Source organism: Pedobacter sp. ok626 (assembly GCF_900100435.1).
In the GTDB taxonomy this organism is placed as follows: Bacteria; Bacteroidota; Bacteroidia; order Sphingobacteriales; family Sphingobacteriaceae; genus Pedobacter.
Genome location: NZ_FNEX01000015.1, coordinates 173,265 through 197,038 on the forward strand (window position 1 = coordinate 173,265; position 23,774 = coordinate 197,038).

The 23,774-nt window shown below is 36.2% G+C and carries 26 protein-coding genes; 11 read left to right on the plus strand and 15 right to left on the minus strand.

What is annotated here, in order from left to right; genetic code table 11:
* Positions 1-62: 62 nt before the first annotated feature.
* The 7 genes from BLS35_RS20070 to BLS35_RS20100 form a co-directional block, all read right to left on the minus strand.
* Positions 63-434 carry a hypothetical protein gene (locus BLS35_RS20070; protein WP_090784692.1) on the minus strand — a complete coding sequence of 124 codons (372 nt, stop codon included), beginning with the start codon at positions 432-434 and terminating at the stop codon, positions 63-65.
* A 442-nt stretch (positions 435-876) separates the two neighbouring features.
* Positions 877-1,431 (minus strand): RNA polymerase sigma factor, encoded by a 555-nt coding sequence (locus tag BLS35_RS20075; protein ID WP_090784694.1) that lies wholly within the window; start codon positions 1,429-1,431, stop codon positions 877-879.
* The gene (locus BLS35_RS20080; protein ID WP_090784697.1) at positions 1,424-1,987 is read right to left on the minus strand and encodes an RNA polymerase sigma factor; all 564 of its coding nucleotides are present in this window, start codon (positions 1,985-1,987) and stop codon (positions 1,424-1,426) included. The genes BLS35_RS20075 and BLS35_RS20080 overlap by 8 nt, the downstream gene beginning before the upstream one ends.
* A 53-nt stretch (positions 1,988-2,040) precedes the next feature.
* On the minus strand, positions 2,041-2,592 hold the full coding sequence (locus BLS35_RS20085; protein WP_090784699.1) for a sigma-70 family RNA polymerase sigma factor: 552 nt from the start codon (positions 2,590-2,592) through the stop codon (positions 2,041-2,043).
* Positions 2,593-2,629: 37 nt separating this feature from the next.
* Positions 2,630-3,184, minus strand: a complete 555-nt coding sequence (locus BLS35_RS20090; RefSeq protein WP_254778992.1) for an RNA polymerase sigma-70 factor — start codon at positions 3,182-3,184, stop codon at positions 2,630-2,632.
* A gap of 7 nt (positions 3,185-3,191) precedes the next feature.
* A complete protein-coding gene (locus tag BLS35_RS20095) occupies positions 3,192-4,316 on the minus strand; it encodes a FecR family protein (RefSeq protein WP_090784705.1) in 1,125 nt (374 codons plus the stop codon).
* An 82-nt stretch (positions 4,317-4,398) separates the two neighbouring features.
* Positions 4,399-4,980: an RNA polymerase sigma factor gene (locus BLS35_RS20100; RefSeq protein ID WP_090784709.1), complete on the minus strand. Its 582-nt coding sequence runs from the start codon at positions 4,978-4,980 to the stop codon at positions 4,399-4,401.
* 301 nt (positions 4,981-5,281) lie between these two features.
* On the opposite strand from BLS35_RS20100, the gene BLS35_RS20105 reads away from it, so the two are divergent.
* The 9 genes from BLS35_RS20105 to BLS35_RS20145 all read left to right on the plus strand — a co-directional run bounded on the left by BLS35_RS20105 (position 5,282) and on the right by BLS35_RS20145 (position 11,066).
* Complete coding sequence (locus BLS35_RS20105; protein ID WP_090784712.1) at positions 5,282-5,908, plus strand: Crp/Fnr family transcriptional regulator; 627 nt, start codon at positions 5,282-5,284, stop codon at positions 5,906-5,908.
* A gap of 28 nt (positions 5,909-5,936) precedes the next feature.
* On the plus strand, positions 5,937-6,581 hold the full coding sequence (locus tag BLS35_RS20110) for a Crp/Fnr family transcriptional regulator (RefSeq protein ID WP_090784714.1): 645 nt from the start codon (positions 5,937-5,939) through the stop codon (positions 6,579-6,581).
* 129 nt (positions 6,582-6,710) lie between these two features.
* Complete coding sequence (locus tag BLS35_RS20115; protein WP_090784718.1) at positions 6,711-7,070, plus strand: hypothetical protein; 360 nt, start codon at positions 6,711-6,713, stop codon at positions 7,068-7,070.
* A 367-nt stretch (positions 7,071-7,437) separates the two neighbouring features.
* The gene (locus BLS35_RS20120; protein WP_254778994.1) at positions 7,438-7,911 is read left to right on the plus strand and encodes a MauE/DoxX family redox-associated membrane protein; all 474 of its coding nucleotides are present in this window, start codon (positions 7,438-7,440) and stop codon (positions 7,909-7,911) included.
* Positions 7,912-8,005: 94 nt separating this feature from the next.
* Complete coding sequence (locus BLS35_RS20125; protein ID WP_090784723.1) at positions 8,006-8,245, plus strand: hypothetical protein; 240 nt, start codon at positions 8,006-8,008, stop codon at positions 8,243-8,245.
* Between the two features lie 52 nt (positions 8,246-8,297).
* On the plus strand, positions 8,298-9,335 hold the full coding sequence (locus tag BLS35_RS20130) for a hypothetical protein (protein WP_132226035.1): 1,038 nt from the start codon (positions 8,298-8,300) through the stop codon (positions 9,333-9,335).
* A gap of 99 nt (positions 9,336-9,434) precedes the next feature.
* Positions 9,435-9,680, plus strand: a complete 246-nt coding sequence (locus BLS35_RS20135) for a DUF6520 family protein (protein ID WP_090784731.1) — start codon at positions 9,435-9,437, stop codon at positions 9,678-9,680.
* Positions 9,681-10,060: 380 nt separating this feature from the next.
* Positions 10,061-10,372: a hypothetical protein gene (locus BLS35_RS20140; RefSeq protein WP_090784735.1), complete on the plus strand. Its 312-nt coding sequence runs from the start codon at positions 10,061-10,063 to the stop codon at positions 10,370-10,372.
* Positions 10,373-10,820: 448 nt separating this feature from the next.
* Complete coding sequence (locus tag BLS35_RS20145) at positions 10,821-11,066, plus strand: hypothetical protein (protein ID WP_132226036.1); 246 nt, start codon at positions 10,821-10,823, stop codon at positions 11,064-11,066.
* 361 nt (positions 11,067-11,427) lie between these two features.
* Here the strand turns inward: BLS35_RS20145 and BLS35_RS20150 are convergent, their stop codons facing one another.
* The 7 genes from BLS35_RS20150 to BLS35_RS27570 form a co-directional block, all read right to left on the minus strand.
* Positions 11,428-12,738 carry a TlpA family protein disulfide reductase gene (locus tag BLS35_RS20150; RefSeq protein WP_165973366.1) on the minus strand — a complete coding sequence of 437 codons (1,311 nt, stop codon included), beginning with the start codon at positions 12,736-12,738 and terminating at the stop codon, positions 11,428-11,430.
* 110 nt (positions 12,739-12,848) lie between these two features.
* On the minus strand, positions 12,849-14,273 hold the full coding sequence (locus BLS35_RS20155) for a RagB/SusD family nutrient uptake outer membrane protein (RefSeq protein WP_090784742.1): 1,425 nt from the start codon (positions 14,271-14,273) through the stop codon (positions 12,849-12,851).
* Positions 14,274-14,284: 11 nt separating this feature from the next.
* Positions 14,285-17,614 carry a SusC/RagA family TonB-linked outer membrane protein gene (locus tag BLS35_RS20160; RefSeq protein WP_090784746.1) on the minus strand — a complete coding sequence of 1,110 codons (3,330 nt, stop codon included), beginning with the start codon at positions 17,612-17,614 and terminating at the stop codon, positions 14,285-14,287.
* Positions 17,615-17,815: 201 nt separating this feature from the next.
* Positions 17,816-18,943, minus strand: coding sequence for a FecR family protein (locus BLS35_RS20165; RefSeq protein ID WP_090784748.1), 1,128 nt, complete (start codon positions 18,941-18,943; stop codon positions 17,816-17,818).
* A gap of 103 nt (positions 18,944-19,046) precedes the next feature.
* On the minus strand, positions 19,047-19,604 hold the full coding sequence (locus BLS35_RS20170) for an RNA polymerase sigma-70 factor (RefSeq protein ID WP_090784751.1): 558 nt from the start codon (positions 19,602-19,604) through the stop codon (positions 19,047-19,049).
* Between the two features lie 168 nt (positions 19,605-19,772).
* Positions 19,773-20,345, minus strand: coding sequence for an RNA polymerase sigma-70 factor (locus BLS35_RS20175; RefSeq protein WP_090784755.1), 573 nt, complete (start codon positions 20,343-20,345; stop codon positions 19,773-19,775).
* Positions 20,338-20,529, minus strand: a complete 192-nt coding sequence (locus BLS35_RS27570) for a hypothetical protein (RefSeq protein WP_132226037.1) — start codon at positions 20,527-20,529, stop codon at positions 20,338-20,340. The genes BLS35_RS20175 and BLS35_RS27570 overlap by 8 nt, the downstream gene beginning before the upstream one ends.
* 415 nt (positions 20,530-20,944) lie before the next feature.
* Here BLS35_RS27570 and fmt point away from each other — a divergent pair, with 415 nt between their 5' ends.
* Together fmt and BLS35_RS20185 are read left to right on the plus strand one after the other, a co-directional pair.
* Positions 20,945-21,853 carry a methionyl-tRNA formyltransferase gene (gene fmt, locus BLS35_RS20180; protein ID WP_090784759.1) on the plus strand — a complete coding sequence of 303 codons (909 nt, stop codon included), beginning with the start codon at positions 20,945-20,947 and terminating at the stop codon, positions 21,851-21,853.
* 438 nt (positions 21,854-22,291) lie between these two features.
* Complete coding sequence (locus BLS35_RS20185) at positions 22,292-23,389, plus strand: hypothetical protein (protein WP_132226038.1); 1,098 nt, start codon at positions 22,292-22,294, stop codon at positions 23,387-23,389.
* Between the two features lie 145 nt (positions 23,390-23,534).
* On the opposite strand, the gene BLS35_RS20190 is transcribed toward BLS35_RS20185, so the two are convergent.
* The coding region (locus BLS35_RS20190) for an AAA family ATPase (RefSeq protein ID WP_371328255.1) at positions 23,535-23,774 on the minus strand (240 nt) is incomplete at its 5' end.

Genomic DNA, 23,774 nt, shown 5'->3' on the forward strand with positions numbered 1-23,774 from the left:
TCATCTCGGTCCAGTATTTTTAACTAACCTCTTCTGGACGGCGCTAGTTGGAAAAGGTTTTATTATGTAAGTTTAACTGTTAACTCCTCACCAATAACCAAAAAATGATAATTCTGTAGTTGATGGACGTAATTAGCCTCAGCCGCATCCATACCTTCTTCAGCAACTGAAGCCCCACCACAGCTATAAAGTTTGACCGTTTGATACTCATCTATATCGTAACGAACAATATCGTATGAAGTATCTGGGTTTTTGACTAATCCAAACTTAATAAGCCATTCTTCGGTTAGTGGGATAGGCTGAAAATAACCTTCATACGGTATGTCATTAATTTTTTCTGACGAGCCTCTTACAGCGGCCAGCGCTCTCACCTCATCAATATTACCATCCTTGTCCTGAATATAATTCCCTATTCTTAATTCATTTATTTTCATTTTTTAATTTTCTCTATTTGTGATATACACTTAAAGCGAAAATAGAAGATCAATACTGAAATAACAAGAGTTGAATAAAGTTTAGTAGAAAGCGCAGTTTTTCAACAAACCGTAATGAGTAGAAGCAGGTTAGCTGGATATTACTAATCAAGCTAATGGTATGAAGTAGTAACCTAAAAACAACAATGAACTTTTGGGCTAAAATTCGCCAAAAATCGAACTTATTTTTGCCCAAAAGTCCATTTTCCAAAAGGAGGTAATTGAGGACTTTTATATAAATAGGAGCTCGACTCTAATTTATCAAAAAGTAAACCTCTTCTGGAAGGCGCTAGCTGGAACAGGTTTTAAAATATTGATTTTAGGCAACCTGTTCTATTCCTTGTTTAATGAACTTAATAGCTCTGTTAATTTGCTTTTTTAACTGTGTTTTCAGATACTTATTTTAAAATAATATAATCCTAATTTTTTCCCGAAAGATTTTCGTTGCATAATAAATCTGCTTTTTCACGGTCTTATCTGAAATATCCAACTTTTCGGCAATCTGTTTATGGGAAAGGCCTTCGCCTCTACTCATTTCAAATACCGTTCTCATTTTGACTGGAAGGGCAGCTAATTCTTGTTCGAACAATTGTAGCAGTTCATTTTCGACCATAATGCTATCCTGACTTCGGACACCGCTTTCCAGGTAATAGGATAAAGATGTTGTATACTTAGTGATAACTTTTTGATGAGCCATAAAATGGAGGATCTGATTGCGCATGGTGCCATACAAATAGCCATCAAGTCTGAATACATTTAAGCTTTCCCTTTTATACCAAATGTTTGTGAAAAGCTCCTGCACAACATCACTTGCTTCTTCTTCATCATTAAGCATCTTTTTGGCGTGGCAGAACAATTTTCCCCAGTATCGATCATAAATAACGGAAAAAGCTTTTCGATCTCCTCTTTTCAAATAAGAGACAAGTTCAACATCAGCTAGTTTTTTGTAATTATTCATATGATTTATCTAGCTCCAACTTTCCTCTCAAAATTCTTAATGCACGTTGAAGGTTTGTTTTTACTGTATTTTCTGGCATATCCAAGTGCTCCGAAATTTCTTGCCGATTCATAGCCTTCTTTCGACTCAATTCAAATACAACACGCATTTTTTCGGGCAAAGCAGCTATCTCTCTTTCAATTCTTGCATTTAAATAATTGTGACGAACCAGATGATCTGTTGAATTTTGTCTTTGATCAAGGCACCTCTGAAAGTCTTCGACATATTTTTGTCTAACTTTCTGATGTTTGTAATGATCTACAATCCGGTTCTTAATTACAGTATATAAAAAGGCAATTAATTCGCCTGGAATATTAATCGTGTCACGCTTTTCCCATATATAGGCAAATGCATCATAGATCAAATCTTTTGACACTTCCTTGTCATTTAAACGCCTGCAGGTAAATGAAAACAATAAGATATAATAGCGATTAAAAATCTCGATGAAGGCAGCATCGTCAGATTCTCTCATCAAATCCACTAACTGCACATCAGGAAAATTACTGTAAGTATTCATATTTATATTAGCTTGATTATTGCTTTATTTCGGTCAGTTTTTTGTTGCTGGTATTAATATTTAAATCGCTCTCGAAGAATTTTCAATCCGATCTTCGCATAAGTTCTGACAGATTGCTTAGTTAAATTAAGCTCATCTGAAATTTCTTGATAGGTTTTGTTCGCTTGCCTGCTTCTTAGAAAAACCTCACGAACTCTCTTTGGCAGTAGGTTCACTTCTTTTTCTATCCTAGCCGCCAATTCTTTTTCCCTTATTAAGTGGTCAGTCATAATGCTATCGTGCTCCATCATATTCGCGATAGATTGCATGTACCTTTCCTCGACCTCCCTGTGAACCATCCGATTAACCATTTTATTACGCACCGCTCGATACAAATAAGGTGATAAGGCTGGAATTTCCAGATCTTCCCTCTTTAACCATACATCGGTAAAAAGTTCCTGTAGGATATCCTTAGCCTCATCTTCATCCCTCAAGCGTTTGTATACAAAGGCCTGGAGTATTCCAAAAAATCTTTTATATATTTCAGAATAAGCTAATTGATCTCCTTTTTTTAAAAGCATAACAAGTTCAGTATCGGGTACCAAACGGTATTCGACTATATTCATATTAACTATTAAATAAGATTGTAAAGAGCCTAAAGAATCAGAGATTTAAGTTTAATCGTTCTCGAAGAATTTTAATTGCATTCTTAACCTGAGCCCTTACGGTCAGCTTTGATATGTTCAATTTATCAGCAATTTCAACGTAAGTCAAATTTACCTGTCGACTCAACAAGAATACTTCTTTCATTTTTTTTGGAAGTGCATCAACATTCCGCTCAATGATGGATGCAAGTTGCTTTTCTCGCACCAGGTGATCAGTCATGACCATGTCCTGCTCATTTATAGATTCAATGGCATCTACATAACGTTTTTGGGTAGCATTACGTTCTATAAAATTGAGCATTTTATAACGTACAGCAGCATACAAATAGGATGACGCCTTAGTTGTAATTTCAATAGTTTCTCTTTTAACCCACAGGTCAACAAAGAGTTCTTGCAAAATATCTTTTGCATCATCAGTATCGCCTACCCGCCTTTTTATAAAAACAAATAGTATACCACCAAATCTTTGATAGATCTCGGAAAATGCAACATTATCTCCCTCCTTTAAACGAATAAAGAGCTCGGTGTCAGGTAACAAATTATATTCGATCATAGTCATATCATTTATTGGTTACAGTTACAGTTCTTCCGTTGATCTTAAACTTTACCTCACCAGTAACTTCTAAAAGATGCAATACCTCGGCGATTTTTTCATATCTCGATATTGTCCCCCCAAATAACTTACCCGCTAGTGTTTTATCAACATAAACTACATCTACATTATACCAACGAGCTATCTTTTTCATAATACTTCCCAAAGGTTCACCACTAAAACTGAAGTCCCCCGTTTTCCAACTGATTATATCCTCCGGATCAACGGTTTTCACCCGAATATTGCTGGTTGTTACAATTGATTGCTGGTTGGGTCTGAGTAATACATCATCTTTTCTATCTGATGATAAAATACGTACTGATCCTTCCAACAGCGTAGTTTTAGTATCATCGTCGTCAGGGTAACTGTTTACATTAAATTGAGTACCTAGCACTTTAACCTCTTGAAGTTTTGTTTTAATAATAAAAGGATGCGATTTATCTTTTGCTACTTCGAAATAAGCCTCCCCTGTTAATTCAACATTACGATTTTGTCCATCAGACAGGCCTTTAAAAGAGGAAGGGAATCTAAGAGTGGTAGCTGCATTTAACCATACGGCTGTACCATCGGGCAGCATAAACTTATATGTACCACCTTTTGGCGTCGTAGCGACTAATATTTGCTCCTTAACATGAGCTAAGTCGTTAGATGGTATCGCACTCCCATCGTCATATGTTAAGGCTGTCTCCTTTATTTTGACACCGGTTTTATCACCACTTAGGTTTATGGTTTTACCATCAGCAAGTGTTAGGGTTGCCTTGTTACTACCTGGAGCAATGTCACTAGCAGCTGTGGTCGCAAGATTTGATTCGGGATAAAAAGATTTGTTAAAGAACCAGAAGGCTCCAAACCCAATCAACAATACAGCTGCTGCAGTCATTCCCACACGGTAATATAACCGTTGTTTATTCTGGCGTTGACTCATTAATTGATCCCAAACATTATCCTTGGCCGCAATAATTTGCCCAGGACTTGGTGCATCAGCCAGATACGGAAGTTGTACATACCAGCTTTCTACTATGGCCTTTTCCTCTTCCGAGCAATTGCCTTTGATATACTTATCTACTAATGACCGCGCCTCATGTCTATCCATATTTTTCTAATGCCCATTTTAACAGGGGCTATATAGGTAAGACAACACAAGGGTATACTGGGGGCAAAAAAAATGAAATAATTTAAAGGAGTTTAAAAAAACACAGGAAATAGCTATAAAAACCAAGTTTCGCTCTTAAAACTTTGAGTGCTCTTTTAACCTGAGATTTTACGGCCTGCTCCGTCATATCCATTACTTCCGCGATTTCTTTGTGAGATAAGTGTTCTTTCCTGCTTAGGATAAAGATAGCGCGCATTGGTTCCGGCAGCGCATCTATTTCCTTTTCAATTAGCCGTTTCAGATCTCGCTCTCGGACTTTATGATCAGCATAGGTATAATTCAATTCAGAATAATTGACTAAAGAATCCATATACCTGTCCGAGACTTTTTTATGTGTAAATTTATTTAATATTCGATTATGAATACTCTTATATAGATACGAAGACAGGCTTCCTGTGAGGTCTAACATTTTTCGTTTATCCCATATCGCAGCAAAAATCTCCTGAATTAAATCACTTGCTTCCTCATCATCCTTCAATCTTCTGTAGGCATGAATATACAAAACACTGAAAAAACGGTTATAGATTTCTGTAAAAGCGAGATGATCCCCCCCTTTAAGGAAAGCGGCAAGTTCTTCATCTGAAAATTTGCTATAACTGGTCATAGGTCAATTCTGGTTAAACTTACTGATTCTCAACCTTACACAAGATGAGCGTTATAAACAAACATATTAAAAAAATTCCCACATTCTAATAGAAAAATCCAGTTCACCTAAAAAACACCGTATTCTACAACAACTTTTTTTGTTCCTTTTGCAACATACTTTTGTCCGAAAAGGGACATTCTACTGCTAGAATCTTCGATAACTTCATTGTAATTAATAAAACAAAAGCTAACAAATCGAACAAAATGACTAACGCACAAAAAATCTCAATGTTTTATTGTTATTCTTTTAATCTGGCACTATGATGGGAAACGACTCAAACAGGGAAAGGTTAAAAGAAATCATCAGACAGGAAATTGTTCCTGAACTGGAAGCACTAACAGGCTCCTTAACTGAAGAATGTATTGAATACATAACCCTACACAGCAGATTCAAGCAAGTAACCAAGAATCAGTATATACAGTCATATGGATCTTATGAAGATGGCCATTTGAATTATCTGTACAGAGGAATAGCACATAGCTTTTACTATGATCACGAAACTGACAAAACCTTTGTTACGAGACTTTGGAAAAAGGATGAAATCATATTTGATGTAAACAGTTTTGTTAAGAGTGAAGACAGACTAGAGAGTATCCGAATGTTAGAAGATGGCGAGCTAATCGCTATAAACTATTACCATCTAAAGGCTTTACTCAGTAAGTTTCCTGAACTATATGCACTTTTTCCTTACTTACATATAGATCGTGAAAAACACAACAACTATTACCAACACCTACTAAAACTAACTGCTGAAGAAAGAGTTAGTTTATTCCTACAGCATAATCCTACATTAATCAATAGAATAAACAAAGATGCAATTGCTCTATACCTGGGTATATCAAGATGCAGATTTAGTACCGCTCTACATAAACAGAAGAATGCTTAATATTTTATCATCATTTTAACCTCGTGTAATGATTGCCGTTGAAAAAGAATCCAAGGAAAGATTAAAAAGTATTGTTAGACAAGAGCTTATCCCTAAGCTGGAAATTCTAGCGGTCTCCTTAACAGAAGAATGTATAGAACATATAATCTTACATAGCCAATTAAAGCCGATAGCTAGGGACCAGTATATACAAAAAAATGGATCTTATGAAGATGGCCACTTGAATTTTCTTTACAGCGGCATAGCATTTGGCTTTTATTATGATCAGCAAACAACCAGAACATTTGCTACACGAATTTGGAAAACTAATGAAATCATATTTGATACAAAGAGTTTTTTGAATTGTGAAAACAGATTAGAGAGTATCCAAATGTTAGAAGATGGTGAAGTAATCTCTATAAATTATTATTCTTTACAAATTTTACTTGATAAATTCCCCGAGGTACTGGCACTTTTCCCCTATTTAGCAATAACATTTGAAAAGCACAGTAGGTTTTACCAGGATATGCTGAAAAGAACAATTAAAGAAAGAATTAGCCTATTCCTAAAGCACTATCCCTCTTTAATTAGTAAAATAAGTAGCGATATTATTGCACTATATCTAGGTGTGTCAAAAACAAGTTTTAACCGAGGTTATGCACAATATAACCACAATAAGGATGACGATGTCTAATCGCTTAACTTTTGTTACAATTGTAACAAAAGTTTGTTGCATATGTAACATGCGTTTGTTGCATATGTAACAAAACATCACTTAAACACTACATACATTTGGTATAACAAAACGCTAATACTCAAAACTATGAACGCTGACAAAACTATCTATTTTCTGAAGCCAGAAAGCTGTGATGTGATGGATGAGCAGCAGAGTCCATATTATATAACACTTGAACAAACTAGTACTACGCCGAAAGATATTTTTATGTGTGAGTACCTGTGTAATGAAGAAGTGATAAGAAATGATGAACATAACATTTGCTTTTACGGCGGGGCCGAAAGCTATCATGGATTATTTGTTTCGAAAGTATTTGCAGATACTGAAGCGCGGGCTTTAAAAATAGCAATTAAAATAAGGAATGAAGCAATTGCAAATGGGGAGTGGAGCCAAGCTTGGGAAAGACATAAGTTACAGCAATCGCGGATGAACAAAAAAAGTAGATAATGCACATGAACCAAATTATATACAGTTTTTACTCTAAAAGGGCCGTGGGCAAATTGAGAGTGCACCCCGGTCCTTTCTTCAACACCAATAATTGCAGCTATTAGCTGATGAATACCAAAACTTAGGTAGATATACAAATTAATATACACCAACATTACAAGATATTTTTTTCAATTTTTATTTTTAAGTGCGCCGCAAGTAAAGTACAGAGTATGATTATTTCGAACACCACTTACCAAATCCCGGTCAGGCCAATTTGCGGGCATTACGGCACAGATGGTTTCAACAGCGGAGTATTTAACTCTTTACTACTTGCAGCAAAAAAAAGCTAAATGGAATTAAATTACACATGACCAAAATTGTAAAAATGGAAACTACAATGAATAAGCAATCGGCTAGAGTTTTATTCTCTAATAAAACCAAGCAAATAGTGGTGGAAGTAATTTGTTACTTGTTTGTGCTGCTGTGGCTTTATGCTGCTACCAATAAGATACTGGATTTTCAGAAGTTTCAAGTTCAGATAGGACAATCGCCTATTCTTACAGATTACGCTGTAATTATTGCCTGGATAATCCCTTCCATTGAAATTATTCTTTCCATTGCTTTATTGCTAAAGAGGACACTTATAGCGGGTCTTTATGCTTCGTTTGGCTTGATGTTAATGTTCACCACTTATATCATAATCATCCTAAATTTTGCAGAACGGGTACCGTGTTCCTGTGGGGGTATTTTAGAAAAAATGGGATGGACTGAACACTTAATCTTTAACATAGGATTTGTAATCCTTGCACTTATCGCTATTATATTTCAAACACAACTTAACGAAAATAAGGCTAGATAATAGTCTTTCAAAATATTCTATTCGCGATTGAATCAGGGGACGCTGAAAACCTGCAACCACAGAGTAAGCACTACAAAATACAAAATTAATTATTATGAAAAAATTATTTTTTACCGCATTAGTAGCAGTAGTTGCTATTGGCGGAGCTTTTGCAGGCCAAAGTACAAGCGCTGTGTTGGATGCTGGACCACTAAATATCACTGACGCCAACAATTGCAGCGAGGCAAAACTATGCTCGCCAGTTCCTGGTACTCCTTGTGTTATCGAAGGTATTCAATATTATCAGCATGATCAAGAAGAAGGAAATTGCACCAGATTCCTTTCTTTTGACTAGTAATCTTTATACCCCGTGGCAAAATGTGTCACGGGGTTAAAATCGCATTCTCATGAAAAATTCAATTTTTAAGCTTGTAGGTGTTATGTGCATTGCAATTTTACCAATTCTATTATTACTATACAGCTATAAGAACCAACTTGAAAAGAAGTCTTACTCGTTCACACGAAAAATCATTTATCCATTGGAGAGGATGGATCGCGTTAAGCTTGATAGAGAGTCTTACTATTTGGCTGGTGTAGCGTCAGAAGAAATTTATTTGGCAAACAATTATAACACTGGCTGGATGTTATCGTTTGACCAAAACTTAAAGCAGAAAAAGATCAAATTAAACTTGAGCAAAGCGAATCTTGTTAAAGATAAAGGTCAATACCGGGCACATATAAGTGACGGCAGATTTTATTTATACAACGGCTTAGGAAGATCTATTCTTAGTGGAACACTTGAGGCATGGACTGCTTTCAACTATCCTATTTTCACTCCATATTTTCAGGATGCTGTTGCCATGGGGGCTGAATCTATTGTTTTCAGGTACGTCAATAGTAGAACTGGTCAAAATAGTATTCTGAAAACAACTTATAATGATAAGTTAGAAAATATTAACCTACTTCAAAAACAGGTGGACGGTCTATATTGTACCTCAGGGATGTTAAAATATAATAAAGCTCTCAACAAACTCATTTACCTGTACTATTACAGGAACCAGATATTGCAAATAGATACAAACCTAAACTTAGCAGCAATAACGAACACAATTGATCCTATAGACAGCGTTAAATTCACATCTGCAACCATTAAATCTGAAAATAAAATGGTACAAACCTCACCTCCAATTTTGGTAAATGCCCATTGTGCAACATGGGGGAATTATCTTTATGTTCATTCTAAAGTAATGGGCCGTAGAGAGGACAATAGAAAATTTGACAATGCTGCTGTTATCGATGTTTACGATTTAAAGCTAGGATCGTATCTGCATTCATTTTATTTGCATAACCAAAACAAAACTGCAATAAGTGATCTACTGGTTGATGGCAACGTCCTCTATACTATTTCAGGACAATATCTGAATAAATACACGTTGGAGCGTTAAGGATATAAAAGTCTTTCAAAATATTTTATTCGTTAATGAATCAGGGAAACTGAAAATCTGCAACCATAGAGTAAGTGTAAAAACACACAATTAATTATTATGAAAAAAATATTTTTCACCGCATTAGTAGCAGTAGTTGCTATCGGCGGAGCTTTTGCAGGTCAAAGTACAAGCGTTGTGATTGATGCTGGCCCACTAAATGTCACTGACGACGACAATTGCAGCCAGTCCAAACCATGCTATTATCCTTTCGGCCCATCTTGTGTTATCGGAGGTGTTCAATATTATCAGCATGATACAGAAGAAGGAAATTGCGTCAAATTTCTTTCCCTTGCCCCAGAGTAATCTATACCCCCTTGGCAAAATATGTCACGGGGTATAATCAAAAACAACAGGTAAAGATAAGTTATAGACCGTATACCTGCTTCAAAGACAGGTATACGGTCTATATTGTATCTCAAGTATGTTAAAATATAATGAAGCCCTTAACAAACTCATCTATCTGTACTATTACAGGAACCAGATATTGCTGTTAAATACATGTCTAAATTTAACAGCAATAACGAACACAATTGATCCTATAGATCAGCGTTAAATTAACATCTGCAACTATTAAAGCTGAAAATAAAATGGTACATCCTTTACACCATTTCAGGACAATATCTGAATAAATATATGTTGGCGTCCTAAGGATGTAATAGTCTTTCAAAATATTCTATTCGCTAATGAATCAGGGGAAGCTGAAAACCTGCAACTATAGAGTAAGCTTAAAGAATGTAAAATTAATTATTATGAAAAAAATATTTTTTACCGCATTAGTAGCAGTAGTTGCTATCGGCGGAGCTTTTGCAAGCCAAAATACAAATGCTGTGTTGGATGTTGGCCCACTAGATCTCACTGACGACAATAATTGTAAGGAGGACAAACCATGCAGCCCACGTGTTGGCGTACCTTGCATTCTCGAAGGTGTTCAATATTATATGCATGATCCAGCTGAGGGAAGTTGCGTCATATTCATTTCCCGTGACGAATGGTAATCTTTAATACCCTGTAGCAAAATATGTCAGAGGTATAAATCAAAAACAACTTATAAAGATAAGTTAGAACGTCAACCCGCTTCAAAAAACAGGTAGACGGCCTATATCGTACCTCAGGTACGTTAAAATATAAAGCCCTTAACCAAACTGTACTATTACAGGAACTAGATATTGCAAATAGATACAAACCTATACTTAACAGTAAAAAGAAGCACAATTGATCCTATAAACAGTGTTAAACCTGCATGACCAAAACAAAATTGCAATAAGTGATCTATTGATTAATAGGAACGTCTTTTATACCATTTCAGGACAATGTCTGAATAAATACATGTTGGGGGCCTTAAGGATATAATAGTTTTTCAAAATATTCTTTTCGAGAATGAATCAGGGGAAGCTGAAAACCTGCAACCATAGAGTAAGCATAAAAAACATAAAATTAATTATTATGAAAAAATTAATTTTTAGCGCATTAATAGCAGTAGTTGCTATCGGCGGAGCTTTTGTAGGCCAAAGTACAAGCATTGTGTTTAATGCTGGCCCACTAAATCTCACTGACGACAACAATTGCAGCCAGACCATATCATGTACGCCCGCTGAAGGCTGGCCTTGCATGATCAATGGTGTTCAATATTATCAGCATGATACAGAAGAAGGAAATTGCACCAGATTTCTTTCCCATGACGAACAGTAATTTTTATACCCTGTGGCAAAATATTCAGGTGGTATAAGTCAAAAAAAAACAATAACTTATAATGATGACCTGTAGGGTGTTAATGTGCTTATAAGACAGGTGTACTGTCTATGTTGTACCTCAAATATGTTAAAATATAATGGAAGTCCTTAACAAACTCAGCTACCTGTACTTATTAAAGGAACCACATAGTGCAAATAGATACAAACCTAAATTCAACAGCAATAACGGACACAATAAATCCTATAGACAATGTTAAATCTGCATAACCAAAACAACTTGCAATAAGTGATCTATTGGTTGATAACAACATCCTTTATATCAAAAAAGAACAATATCTGAATAAATACACGTTGGTGCCTTAAGGATATGGAAACTCTGCAGGTTCTATGTCATTTTTTGATATGACAAGAATATCGGTTTCCCTTTCTTCAATATTGAATTTAAGACCATATTCTAAGAGTAACTTTCCCATGTTTATATAGTTTAGCTTATCATCGGTTAAATTAATGCTTATCCGGCCAAGTTTTCCGATAAATCCTGACTCATCAACAATTGGATACGTCATCTTTGCAAAAGATGGTATAAAATAATTTATCTTAGTGATGAACTGTTCCATTGTAATACCATTCGTTCGAATAGCAGTCTGATATACCGTGTCTGAAACTATACCTCCGGTGTATTCAGGGATAGGATTGTCGGATCGAGATATGACCAAACATTGCTTCTTTTGTTTTTCCCATCGCGCCTTATATCCGATAACTGTCTCAAACTGGTCAATCATCTGTCGTTTCATTGTGGATATTGGTATTGGCTTTGGTACTATGTATTGTATTGTGTATCGATTTTCGTTTTTGATTATACCGTTCACCTTCATCACTATCTTTGTCGTATCAACATCACGAAATCCAATTCTAGAATTTCGAACACCAAGTCTGAGGTCACGCCCTTTTCCATAAAGAATAGCAAAAATATCTTTTATCGAATAATTACCAATAAACCCCTTCGTCCTTACTTTTCGAGACATGAATGCAATAGAAAAAACCTCAGAAGCGTAAGGCGCTATCATAAAACTTGAAAGTAAATTATCCTTTTTTCCGGCAGATCCAGTATTTCCGTTTACAAATAAAGGTTCATCATTATTTATAAATTCATCCGTCTTTTTTTCAATTTTAAAATCTTTTTCTTTAAGCATACCATTGATTGTTTCGCTATTTAAATTATATCCCTCAGTGACATATTTCAGTTTTCCTTCTTTATCTATAATCACTACATGGGGAACTGACTCGAATGGAAATAATGTCTTAAGGTTTTTATCTCCACAAGCGACTGGTAACGTCATTGTATATTGGCCGATTTTTTCAAACCTTTTGATAAATGGAATGACCTCTCTTTCTTTATTATAAATGTTTACTGTAATGATTTGTATCTTGTCCTTATACTCTTGCTGAAGTTTCATCAATTTGGGCCACGATTCTATACAGGCAGCACATCCAAAGCTCCAGAAGTCAAGTATGAGAATTTTGCCTTTAAAATCTTTGAAACTGATACTTTTATTAGGATAATGAATTAGATTAGTTAGGGTATAGTCCGGTAATGCTTCGCCAACATTTACTTTTTTGAATTCAGTTTTCTTTTCTTGAGCGTTTAATGATTGAGTGATTATTGCCATGATCGCAAGGCAAAAAATTATGCAATATTTTATCATGTTCCTATTTGTTTAAAAAATTCTTTACATAGATATCACCCGTAATACATCCGGATAAGTTATAAATTTGTTGATTAGTACCCGGGATTCGGCTTAAGATTCGGGTTGTTGATTAGCTCCGTTGCAGGAATTGGATAAAGTTCATCTGTAGTTTGCCAATTTGCCCCCTTTAACGGTTTCAATATCGCATCAGCACGGCCAGTCCTTTTAAGATCGAGCCAGCGATGTCCCCATTCCGCAAAGAGCTCAATGCGCCTTTCCTGTTCTACAACCAAAAGCGCATTACTTTTGCTCATTCCATCAGCCAAATTAGGTAGTGGTTGCGGAATTGCAATTGTTGCAGTAGCTCTCGCCCTGGTCCGGACAATGTTAAGATCAGCAACACCTTCATCAACTTTATCCTGGTTTATTAAAGCTTCTGCTCTTATCAGATACTGTTCAGCCAGCCTTAACACCATTAAATATTCATTCACAGGAGTTGCTCCTGTCTTAACCTTATACTTATATGGGAACTTATAGGACGTGTTTCCACTGGTAAATGTTCCAACCCATTTCGTTGAACGTAAATCACCCGGTTGAAACGCAGATAGCAACTGGTTACTAATCGTTACCCCATTACTGGTGGTTGGTGCTGCAGTGAGAATAAAATAGCTTCCCTCGTATGTGTTTCCAGGAGTGCCAATAACATAAAGCTGCAAGATTGCCTCTGTACTATTTTTAAGAAAAACCTGATCTAAATCTGGTCTGAGTTGATATTGGCTACTTCTTGCGATAACCAATGAAGATTCTCTTTCTGCATTTACCCAGTCTTTACGATAAAGATAAACTCTCGCTAATAAAGCACTTGCGGCCCACTTATTGGCCCTGATACGGTCTGCAGATAGATAGTTTTCTGAAAGCAGTTCCTTTGCGCTTGTAAGGTCTGTAATAATCTGCTGATATACCTGATCTGGAGTACTGGCGGTAGCGATTGCATTTAATCTATAATCTGTAGTAAGTAGGATTGGGATATTACCAAAAAGATTAGTCAGGTAGAAATAGCATAATGACCTAACAAATTTAGCTTCGCCCGTTAATTGTTGCTTTACACTTCCAGTGACATTCGAACGTTCTAAATTTTCTATGATCGAGTTAGCTGCGTAAATAACACTATAGGGATGTTGCCACAAATTGGTACGCATATTTGTATTAAGTGGTGTAAGATTGTTTTGCGTGAACTGGAGGTAATTAATTGCAGTACTGTAGTCTGTAAATTCATCCGCAGATCTTCCTGCAACTGTTACAAGGGAATAATCACCACCGAAAGAAAAGCTGCCCAGGGTGCCAAGCCTAACATATAGACCCCTTACTGCTGAAATTGCAGTTTCGTCATTTGAATAAACCTTTTCTGTATCAATCTGGTCAACCGGTGGATCGATCTTTAAGAAATCTTTGCATGAAATTATTATCGAGGCTAGAAGCAGCAGCTCCATTATAATTAAGTGTTTTTTCCTTTTCATGATGATAAAAATTAAAGTCCGATTGTTAAACCTGTGGTAAAAGTTCTAAGTGTAGGCAACGTTTTTATCATGCCAATTTCAGGGTCCCCGAGGTAATTAGTGACTGTGAATAGGTTCTGTCCTTGCAAAAAGACACGGCAAGATCTCAACCCTGCATGTTTACTCAAACTTTTCGGTAGTAGGTACGATAGAGATACATTCTTTAATCGTAAGAATGATGCGTCTATGTAGTCGTTAGAAGACATTAGATTTGAAAACTGTGTATAAGGGCTTGCAGTTGCGAAAGACTGTGAGAACTTTTGGATTGAGGTCTGATCTCCAACTGCTCTCCACCTTGCAAGGACTTCAACAGGTTGGTTTGCATTTAAACCGCCTGAAATGGTGCCTGGGGAATTGAATAATTGAAGTGGATTTTTCAACGTTTTATCCACGTACTGGAAAAATATACTTAGCTCAATTCCTTTAAAAGAAAAGCTGTTCTGAATACCACTATACCAATGGGTGGAAAGCGACTGGGAGGCCGGTAACCGATCTGCTGCATTTAAAGTGCCATTTCCATCGAGATCAGCAAACTTATGAATCCCTGTTTGTGGATCAACACCTAAATACTGATAGGCAATTGCTGTATAAAGTGAGTAACCAACAGTGTATGTATTGGTATAAGTTGAGCCGCTGATGTTAGGATAACTCACCAGTTTATTCCTCGGTATGGAGATGTTGAATGAAGTTTGCCAGTTAAATTTGTTGCCTGATATATTATTACTACTTACTTCAAATTCCCATCCTGTATTCTGTACTATGGCGGGTAGATTATATTGAACACTGGTAAATCCAGCAATGTCAGGTAAGGTGTAACCAACTAATTGATTTGAAGAACGGTTACGATACCAGCTTGTTGTAAATTGCACGCGGTCATTTAGTAATCCTAGCTCTAAGGCTAATTCCAGCTTTTTATTAGTCTCCCATGAAAAATCAGGATTGGATATTCTACTTGGAACCAATGCCGGACCGTCTCCATATGCCAATGGTGTGGAAGTATATGTTTGCTGATACCCATAGTCAGGTATTTGATCACTGCCAGTAATTCCATAACTACTTCTTAACTTACCATAGCTAAGCCATTGGAGATTGTTTTTTATAAAATTTTCTTGAGAAAATATCCATGCCAGTCCAATCGCGCCAAAATTGGCAAACTTCCTATCGGGCCCAAATTTGCTTGAGCCATCTCTGCGACCTGTAATATTAACAATATATTTACCTTGATAGTTGTAATTTATACGACCGAATAACGAGTTATATCTATATTGTGCAGATGTATTGGTGATGCTTCTTGTAGGAGCAGATCCAAAATTCTCCAGCAGAAGGTCACTTGTGTACCCAGTTCCGGTAAGGCGTTCTGTTACTTGGCTGTTACCCTGAAACGTACTTCCCAATAAAATATCCAACTTTGCATTCTTAAAGGATTTTAGATAATTTATCTGCGGTTCTATAATCCACGTTTCTATATTAGTATGAACCAAACTTCTGTTCCCAGAGTTGCTTGGCGAAGGTAGTTGGCTATTAAGAGTTGTCTTCTTAGTTTCTTTCAGTTGGAGATTTGTAAAACCTAAAGTGGATATGATTGATAAACCTGGTAATAATTCATAACTTAACCTGCCATTACCTAAAAATGTGCCAGTCTTTCCTAAATACGGGATGTTATTTCCAAATAGAGGATTTGTCCAGGTTGATACACCACTGCTATTATAGGCCCAGTTTAAATTACCATTACCATCATAGAGCGCAGGAGCATTTGGGGCAGCATCAATAAATTGGGTAAGATCAAAAGTTGGTAATGTATTATAATCAATCGCATAGGTGGTTGAAAAATTTCCTTTAAACTTTTTATCACTAGATGTATGATTAATGTTTAACGCACCAGAACCTTTCTGATCGGCAAAATCTCCGGGCGATACAGTTGTTTGTTTTAGGTAATTTGCACGAAATGTAAACTGTGTCAGATCACTCCCTCCGCTAATGCCTGCCTGAAGGTTGGTTTGCTGTGCAGTCCCACCAATTAGTTCCTTTTGCCAATCGGTATACCTATTTGGGTCCCATGTTCCATTTACATCATAAGAAGTTGCCCCAGGCGTAACATTGTCATTTGCAAATGCTTCTGTCCTCATTTGCAAATATTGCTCTGTATTCAACATTTTTATCTTGGTACCCACCGTTGACAAACCCATACTGAAGCTTATATCAGCAGCCGTTTTGCCTGCCTTTGCCTGCTTGGTTTTTATCAGAACAACTCCATTTGATCCCCTCGATCCATAAATGGCAGTTGCATCGGCATCCTTGAGAACTTCTATACTTTCTATATCATAAGGACTGATATAATTTAAAGGACTGGAAAGATTGCTTATGCCTGCAATACTTAAAGCCGCAAGAGAAATTGAACTGGCTGGAAATGGCACTCCATCAACTAAATATAGCGGCTGCCTTGCATCTGTTCTTAAACTGTTGACGCCTCTGATCTCTATTTTATAACCGCCACCATTGATTCCCGATTGTTGTTCAATATTTACGCCAGGCATCCTGCCTATGAGTGCTCCTAAAACGTTGGTCACAGGTTGTTGTGCTATCGTTTTAGAATCGACACGTGAGATGGATCCTGTTCGTTCTTTATCTTTTACGGTGTAGTATCCTGCGTTGATTTCTACTTCTTGAAGTTTATCTGTGCTTAGTACCAACTGTATATTCCCTAGATTTTCAGATGCCTTAATTTCTTTACTATTGTATCCAATGAATGAAATGACCAAAATATCTTTTGCATTTACATTTTGTAAGCTAAATTCGCCATTGGCATTTGTAACTGTACTATTAGTACTCCCTTTAATCTTTACGGTCGCTCCCACCAACGGTTCATTATTTTCACCAAGAACTCGACCACGTACATCAATTCCATCAAATAAACCAATCCCCTTCTCACGAAAGGAACGATCATCTTCCATAATTATAATGGCTTTTCCGGCAATTTTGTAAGTTACTGCGCGCCCAAATAAAATCTTATCCAAAACTGTTTTAACGGGGGTTTTATAAAAATCAACTTCTATAACCTCCTCAGTATTAAGTTTTCTATCGGACCAGACCAAATTATAGCCGCTTTGGCGTTTAATTTCTTTAAATAACTCGCGAATAGTGGTCTCTTTCTTATTATAAGTTAGCGTTTGGCTACGAGAATCTTTCGCACTCAATTGGATTGCAGCTATTAAAATTATAATAAGGGTCAAACGCATTAAAAATAGTATTTTATGAATGCCCTGCCTGAGGGCACCCCGTTTCATGTAATTAATTTTATACATTTCATCGGTTTTATGACAAGGCTTAGCAAGCCGATGTGACTTTAATTTTGCTTAATAAGTAAAATTAGCTAAGTTTGTTTGTCTGTTAAATTGATCGTTTGATTGGTTGAAATATGCAGGCTTATAATCGTTTATGTTCTAGAACAACATAAACGATTTTTTTATTCACCTGCATAGGAAGACTTTTTTAGGTAGATCTTTTCATCGCATAACTGTAATCCTCCTTCCCTCAATTTTAAATTTCACGTCACCTGTTTGCTCTAATAAACACAACACTTGAGAGGCCTTCTTATACTTAGACACAAAACCACTAAAGGTTCTATTCACAATTTGTTTATCGGTATATATTATGTCTACATCATACCACCGTGCAATTTTTCGCATGATACTTCCTAGGCGTTCTCTCGTAAAGCTGAACTCTCCATTCTTCCAGTCAATAGCATCGTCCGCATAAACTTTATGCACGCTAATACCACTTGACGTAATTTCAGATTCCTGGTTAGGTTTTAGTATAACTTCCTTTGTGTCACTACCGGTTGTCGTAAAAGGGGCAACCTTAACGCTGCCCTCTAACAAGGTTGTTTTCACTGAGAGTTCATCGTTGTAGGCAGATACGTTGAAATGGGTACCCAACACCTCAATTCTTTGTTTATCTGTAGTAACGACGAAAGGATGTTTTTTATCTTTAGCAACCTCAAAATATGCTTCACCCGATAGTTTAACATTTCGGTATTGTTCTTCTCCTTTTAAAGATGGGTTATAGGTTAAGCTCGACGCAGCATTAAGCCATGCGGTAGAACCATCTGGAAGACGCACTTGATAGGTGCCGCCGCGCGGAGTAGAAATAGTAAAACTTTGGGCTTGTTCATTATTAATTAATGTACCATCGTTGTAAGTTAATTTCGATGCATCAACTACAATACCTGTTTTTGCATCACTTAGTTGAATCCTTTTTCCATTTTGCAAGGTTAAAGTCGCCTTGTTTCCACCCGGATCAACATCATTCATTTGTTGAGTGATAGGTACAACACCTATTCTTTTAAAGAACATTGTCGAAAAGGTACCGACGATAGCTAATGTTGCTGCAATTAGTAAAATGTTTAGCGGCCAGTTAATTACCGACCCCTTCCCTTCTTTCCCAGGCTCAAAACCAAGGATTTGCTGTAAACCTTCTTCTTTCTCCTGCCAAAAGTTTTCAGGAAATTCTCTATCTGGGTTGTTATTTGCCTTCTCATTATACCAATTTTCCAATTGCTGCGCTTCACGTTGAGTGCAGTTGCCATTCTGGTAATTATCAATCAAGGTCTGAAAATCTTCTTTAGTTGTCATAAACTTTTTGGGACTTATAACCTTAAGACGACACACCGGTGTCTACACACCACATTATGTTAAAATAAAGTTATTTTTTTGTTAACATTTCAATTAAATAGTATTAGGTGTGTAAAAGCTTGTTGCCACGTAATTTCTTGATCGCTCTTTGGATTTGATTGTTGACCGTATTTTTGGACAGATGGAGCAATTTGGCAATATCCTTTTGTGAAAGGAATTGTCTACGGCTGAGTTCGAAAACTTCGCGCATTTTAAGCGGCATTTTTTCAATTTCCGATTCGATCACGCGCGCTAATTCTTTTAAACACATTTGTTCATCAGCAAGCTCTCCATAATCTTTTACATAGGTAAAAAAATCCTCTGCATAGTTCATTTCTACTTTTGCATGCTTTATAGTATCAAATACACGGTTGCGTACAGCAGCATGTAAATATGATTTAAGAGAAGTCTTAATATGTATATCTTCTCGTTGCTGAAACAGCTTAGTAAAAATCTCCTGAACTACATCTTTCGCGAGATCCCTATCACCTAGCATTCGATGAGCATGTAATATTAAGGAGGGATAATAATGATCATAAATTACGGTAAACGCACCATTAAAATCGCCGTCTGACTGTAGCAACTCTATGAGTTCTACGTCTGAAAATTCGCTATAATTCATAACTCCCTATATTAATCCCCGTAGTAATTTTGAGACTTATAACCTTAAGACGACATACCGCTGCCTAAACACTACACTGTATTAAAATAAAGTTATTTTTTTATTAAAAATTTAATCAAATCATACTGGGAGGGAGAATAATGGCCATGTTTTCAATGATTAAATAAATCAAAAAATTAGTCGTGTCTGTAAAAAATCGTTGTTGCGTAATTTCTTAATCGCCCTTTGGATTTGATTGTTTACCGTATTTTCGGAGACGTTGAGCATTTTGGCAATCTCCTTCTGAGATACGAACTGTTTACGACTAAGTTCAAAAATCTCTCGCATTTTAGGCGGCATTTTTTCAATTTCTGAATCGATCACTTTGGCCAATTCTTTTAAACACACTAGTTCATCAGCAAGCTCAGGAGAATCTTTTACATAGGCAAAAAAATCCTCCGCATAGATCATTTTTACTTTTGCATGCTTTAAATTGTCGAATACACGGTTGCGCACGGCAGCATATAAATATGATTTAAGAGAAGTGTTAATGTGTATATCTTTCCGTTGCTGAAACAGCTTAGTAAAAAGCTCCTGGACAATATCTTTTGCAAGATCCATATCAGCTAACATTCTGTCAGCATGTAATACTAAGGGGGGAAAATAATGATCATAGATTACTGTAAACGCACCATTGAAATCACCGTCTGACTGTAGTAACTCTATGAGTTCTACATCTGAAAATTCTCTATAATTACTCATAAGTCCCGGGATTAAATCTAGTAGAATTTAACCTAGCCAAACCTAAAAAAGCAGTTGGCTCAGTAGTCTGTTCATTTTGTTCAGACTGACTTTTTTTAATGAATGAGGAGAGCTTCAAGTCTACAGACTTAGTTTCGATATCGCAGAGTCCAAACTTTTTGAGTTTTGTTCGATTCGATTTCATTTTTTTCAGATTTAGATACTAGCTTACTCATCGCTTTTTTCCCCAAACCTTACCAGGCACCCTCTTTAATTAAAATCTCCGAGTGACTAAAGTTACGAATAAAAAGAGTCTTTGGATTTTTTACGGATACAAAATTCCCATAAGGCAATAAAATATACTGTCTTGTGGAATTAAAGATTTAGCATGAAATGCTTTAAGTATTCAATAGGCTCTCGCCCATATATCACAATCTAGTTCTAGAGCTAATGTGATATGGAATTAGACATGTCACAAATATAAAAAACTGAGTCCAAATAGTCCAATATAATTTAACAAATCGACAAAGAATATCTCTAATTAGAACTTCTTAGAATGATTCCACGCAAAAACCCGTGAAATTTTTAGTTATTTTGTCATGTAAAACAATCAAAAAAATATGAAACTAGTTTTTATGGGTACGCCCGATTTTGCAGTTGCTTCTTTAAATGCTTTGGTACAAGCTGGGTTTGATGTAGTTGGTGTAGTTACCGCAGCGGATAAACCTGCTGGTCGTGGACAAAAACTCCAAGAAAGCGCAGTTAAACAATACGCCGTTGCAAATGGACTAAAGGTGTTGCAACCCTTAAAACTAAAAGATCCTGAGTTTATTGAAGAATTGAAGGCCCTAAATGCCGACTTACAAGTAGTCGTAGCTTTCAGGATGTTGCCCGAAATGGTATGGAACATGCCAGCCAAGGGAACCATAAACTTACACGCTTCATTACTGCCTCAATACCGTGGTGCAGCCCCTATCAACCATGCCATCATTAATGGCGAAAAGGAAAGTGGTGTAACCACCTTTTTCCTAAAACATGAAATAGATACCGGTGATGTTATTTTTTCTGAAAAAGTGAGCATTGCTGATGATGATACTGCAGGAGACCTGCATGATAAACTAATGAATGTTGGTGCTGGATTGCTGGTAAAAACAGTACAAGCGATAGAAGCTGGTGATTATAAAGAACAAGCCCAACCTCAAAGCGATGAGCTTAAACATGCACCTAAAATATTTAAAGAGCATTGCCTAATTGACTGGAACCAACCAGCACGTGCCATTTACAACCAGATCAGAGGCTTGAGCCCATACCCTACTGCTTTTACCAAACTAGGCGACAAAACCCTTAAAGTTTTTAAAGCTGAGTTGGAAGAAGAACAACCCGACATTAAGATCGGCGCCTTTTTATCCGATGGTAAAACCTATTTAAAATTTGCAGCAAAAGATGGCTACATCAAATTTACTGATCTACAATACGAAGGTAAAAAGCGTATGCAGGTTGACGAATTTTTAAGAGGAATGCGGTTGTAAGTAGAATTAAAGAGCATAGAACTGGGTACCGGATTTTATTTCTATGGGAATAACCAAATCCTGATGAGTAAAAAGTAAGTCGTACAACACATCTACTCAATAAAAAACAAAACATCAAATTATACCCGATAAGGTATAAAAGCCCCATTTTCACATAAAACATACCCTATCGGGTACTATTTAAATTATTTTCACTAAAGGGCAACCTATTTCAGGACTCGACAGTGGCCCCAACTGGGCTCTTCTCGAACCATTTCCTGTCTGATTTATGTTTAATCGCTGATTTATTAAAATAAATTGAACTATTTTTTGAGGACTAACATCTCCGACCAAAATAATTCAATGGTCAATTTTTGATTAAATGTCCAGTTATAAACTAAATTTGGTTTATAAGAATTAAATATCAAGATTTGAGTAAATATTCAAATAATGCTCCCAGTGAAAAAATCTCTTTTTCTTTTCCTATCTATTGCTTCTATAGCCGTTTTAAATTTAAATACTTTCGGTCAGAGCCTTACAGAATTCAAAGAAGTAGACAAGTTTAAACTATCTGACTATAATGTAAAAGTCTATTTCAAAGATCCTTTACTTGAGCTGATCAAAACGTATCCCGATTTTGATGGCAAAGAAAATCAAATCAAACATAAACTTCTTTCAGATTACCTCTTCCACAATAGCTTATATATTTTTCAAATAAGTAAGAAAAAAGAAGTGCAAAAAAATTACGAACTATTCGGAAATCCTCAGAAGCTACGAGAGAGGAACTATTTCAATTTAAACGTACTGAAACCTGATGGAACTTTAGAAAAAAGCATTGATAAAGTTAATCTCGGCGGGAGATTCTTTGAACACATGGTCCTTTTTCAATCTGAAAGGGGTAAACAAGCAGTAGGAAAAGGCGTTCAAATCTGGGGATATTTCGATAAGATTGAACCTTACGAAACGTTTAAAAATAGAATTACAGATCTAATTAAAATGGATATTGAAAATTCTATCCCTGACGATTTACTGGCAAAAAAAATGGCACCGATAGAACCCTTATTTGATTACCAAAAATTTGGTCTATCTCATGTAAAAGGCCGTAAACTTACGATTACGGTCCTTCAATATGACTCCTTTGGCAATGTGAAAAACAAATATCCAAGAATAGAAAGCGATGAAAATCTCTATTTATCTTCCACCAGTAAAGAACTGATCTGGGTAATGGCCTTTCCCTTCTTTTCCGCTCAGGACAGCAGTATCCAAAATGAAAATCGAATTAAGGTAAGCAGTAAACTCGAAAATATAAATCATTATCTCAAAGACATCAATGTGACGATTAATCCGACAACCAAACAAGTTGAAAGAATATTAGGCAAGTTAATTATTCATAGCTACTCTAGTGAGGGACATTCCACTTCAGATGTGCTTTATCAAGCTGAATTTGCTGCTATAGGTGAATTTACATTACCTAAAACGATTAAATACTGCGCTTTGGATGACAAGGAGTTTAAAAGACCTACATTAACTATTGAAGTTGAATATGAATTAAAATAAATCAATGTTAAATCAAATAAAAAGCCGCTTTTCTTATCGAAAAACGGCTTTTTATTTTGTGGACCCAACTGGGCGCTTCTCGAACCATTTCTTGTCTGATTTAGGTTTAATCAGTGATCTGGTTAAATATGCGCTATAACAAATGTTATCTAATTCGATAAACTACTTTATGTGCCTCCCACAACGCGGGTACTTCTAGTTTACGAACCAACTTATCTATCACTCCTGCTGGCACTACATCATCTCTGTTTTTATTCTGATTGTGCAAACTATGATAAGGTACCTCAATATACACGATGTTTACTTTTGCTTTATAAGTTAAAAACAGATCAATCAGCTGCATACGCATCTGACTCGTTGTGTTAGTCGCATTCCACACAAAAGA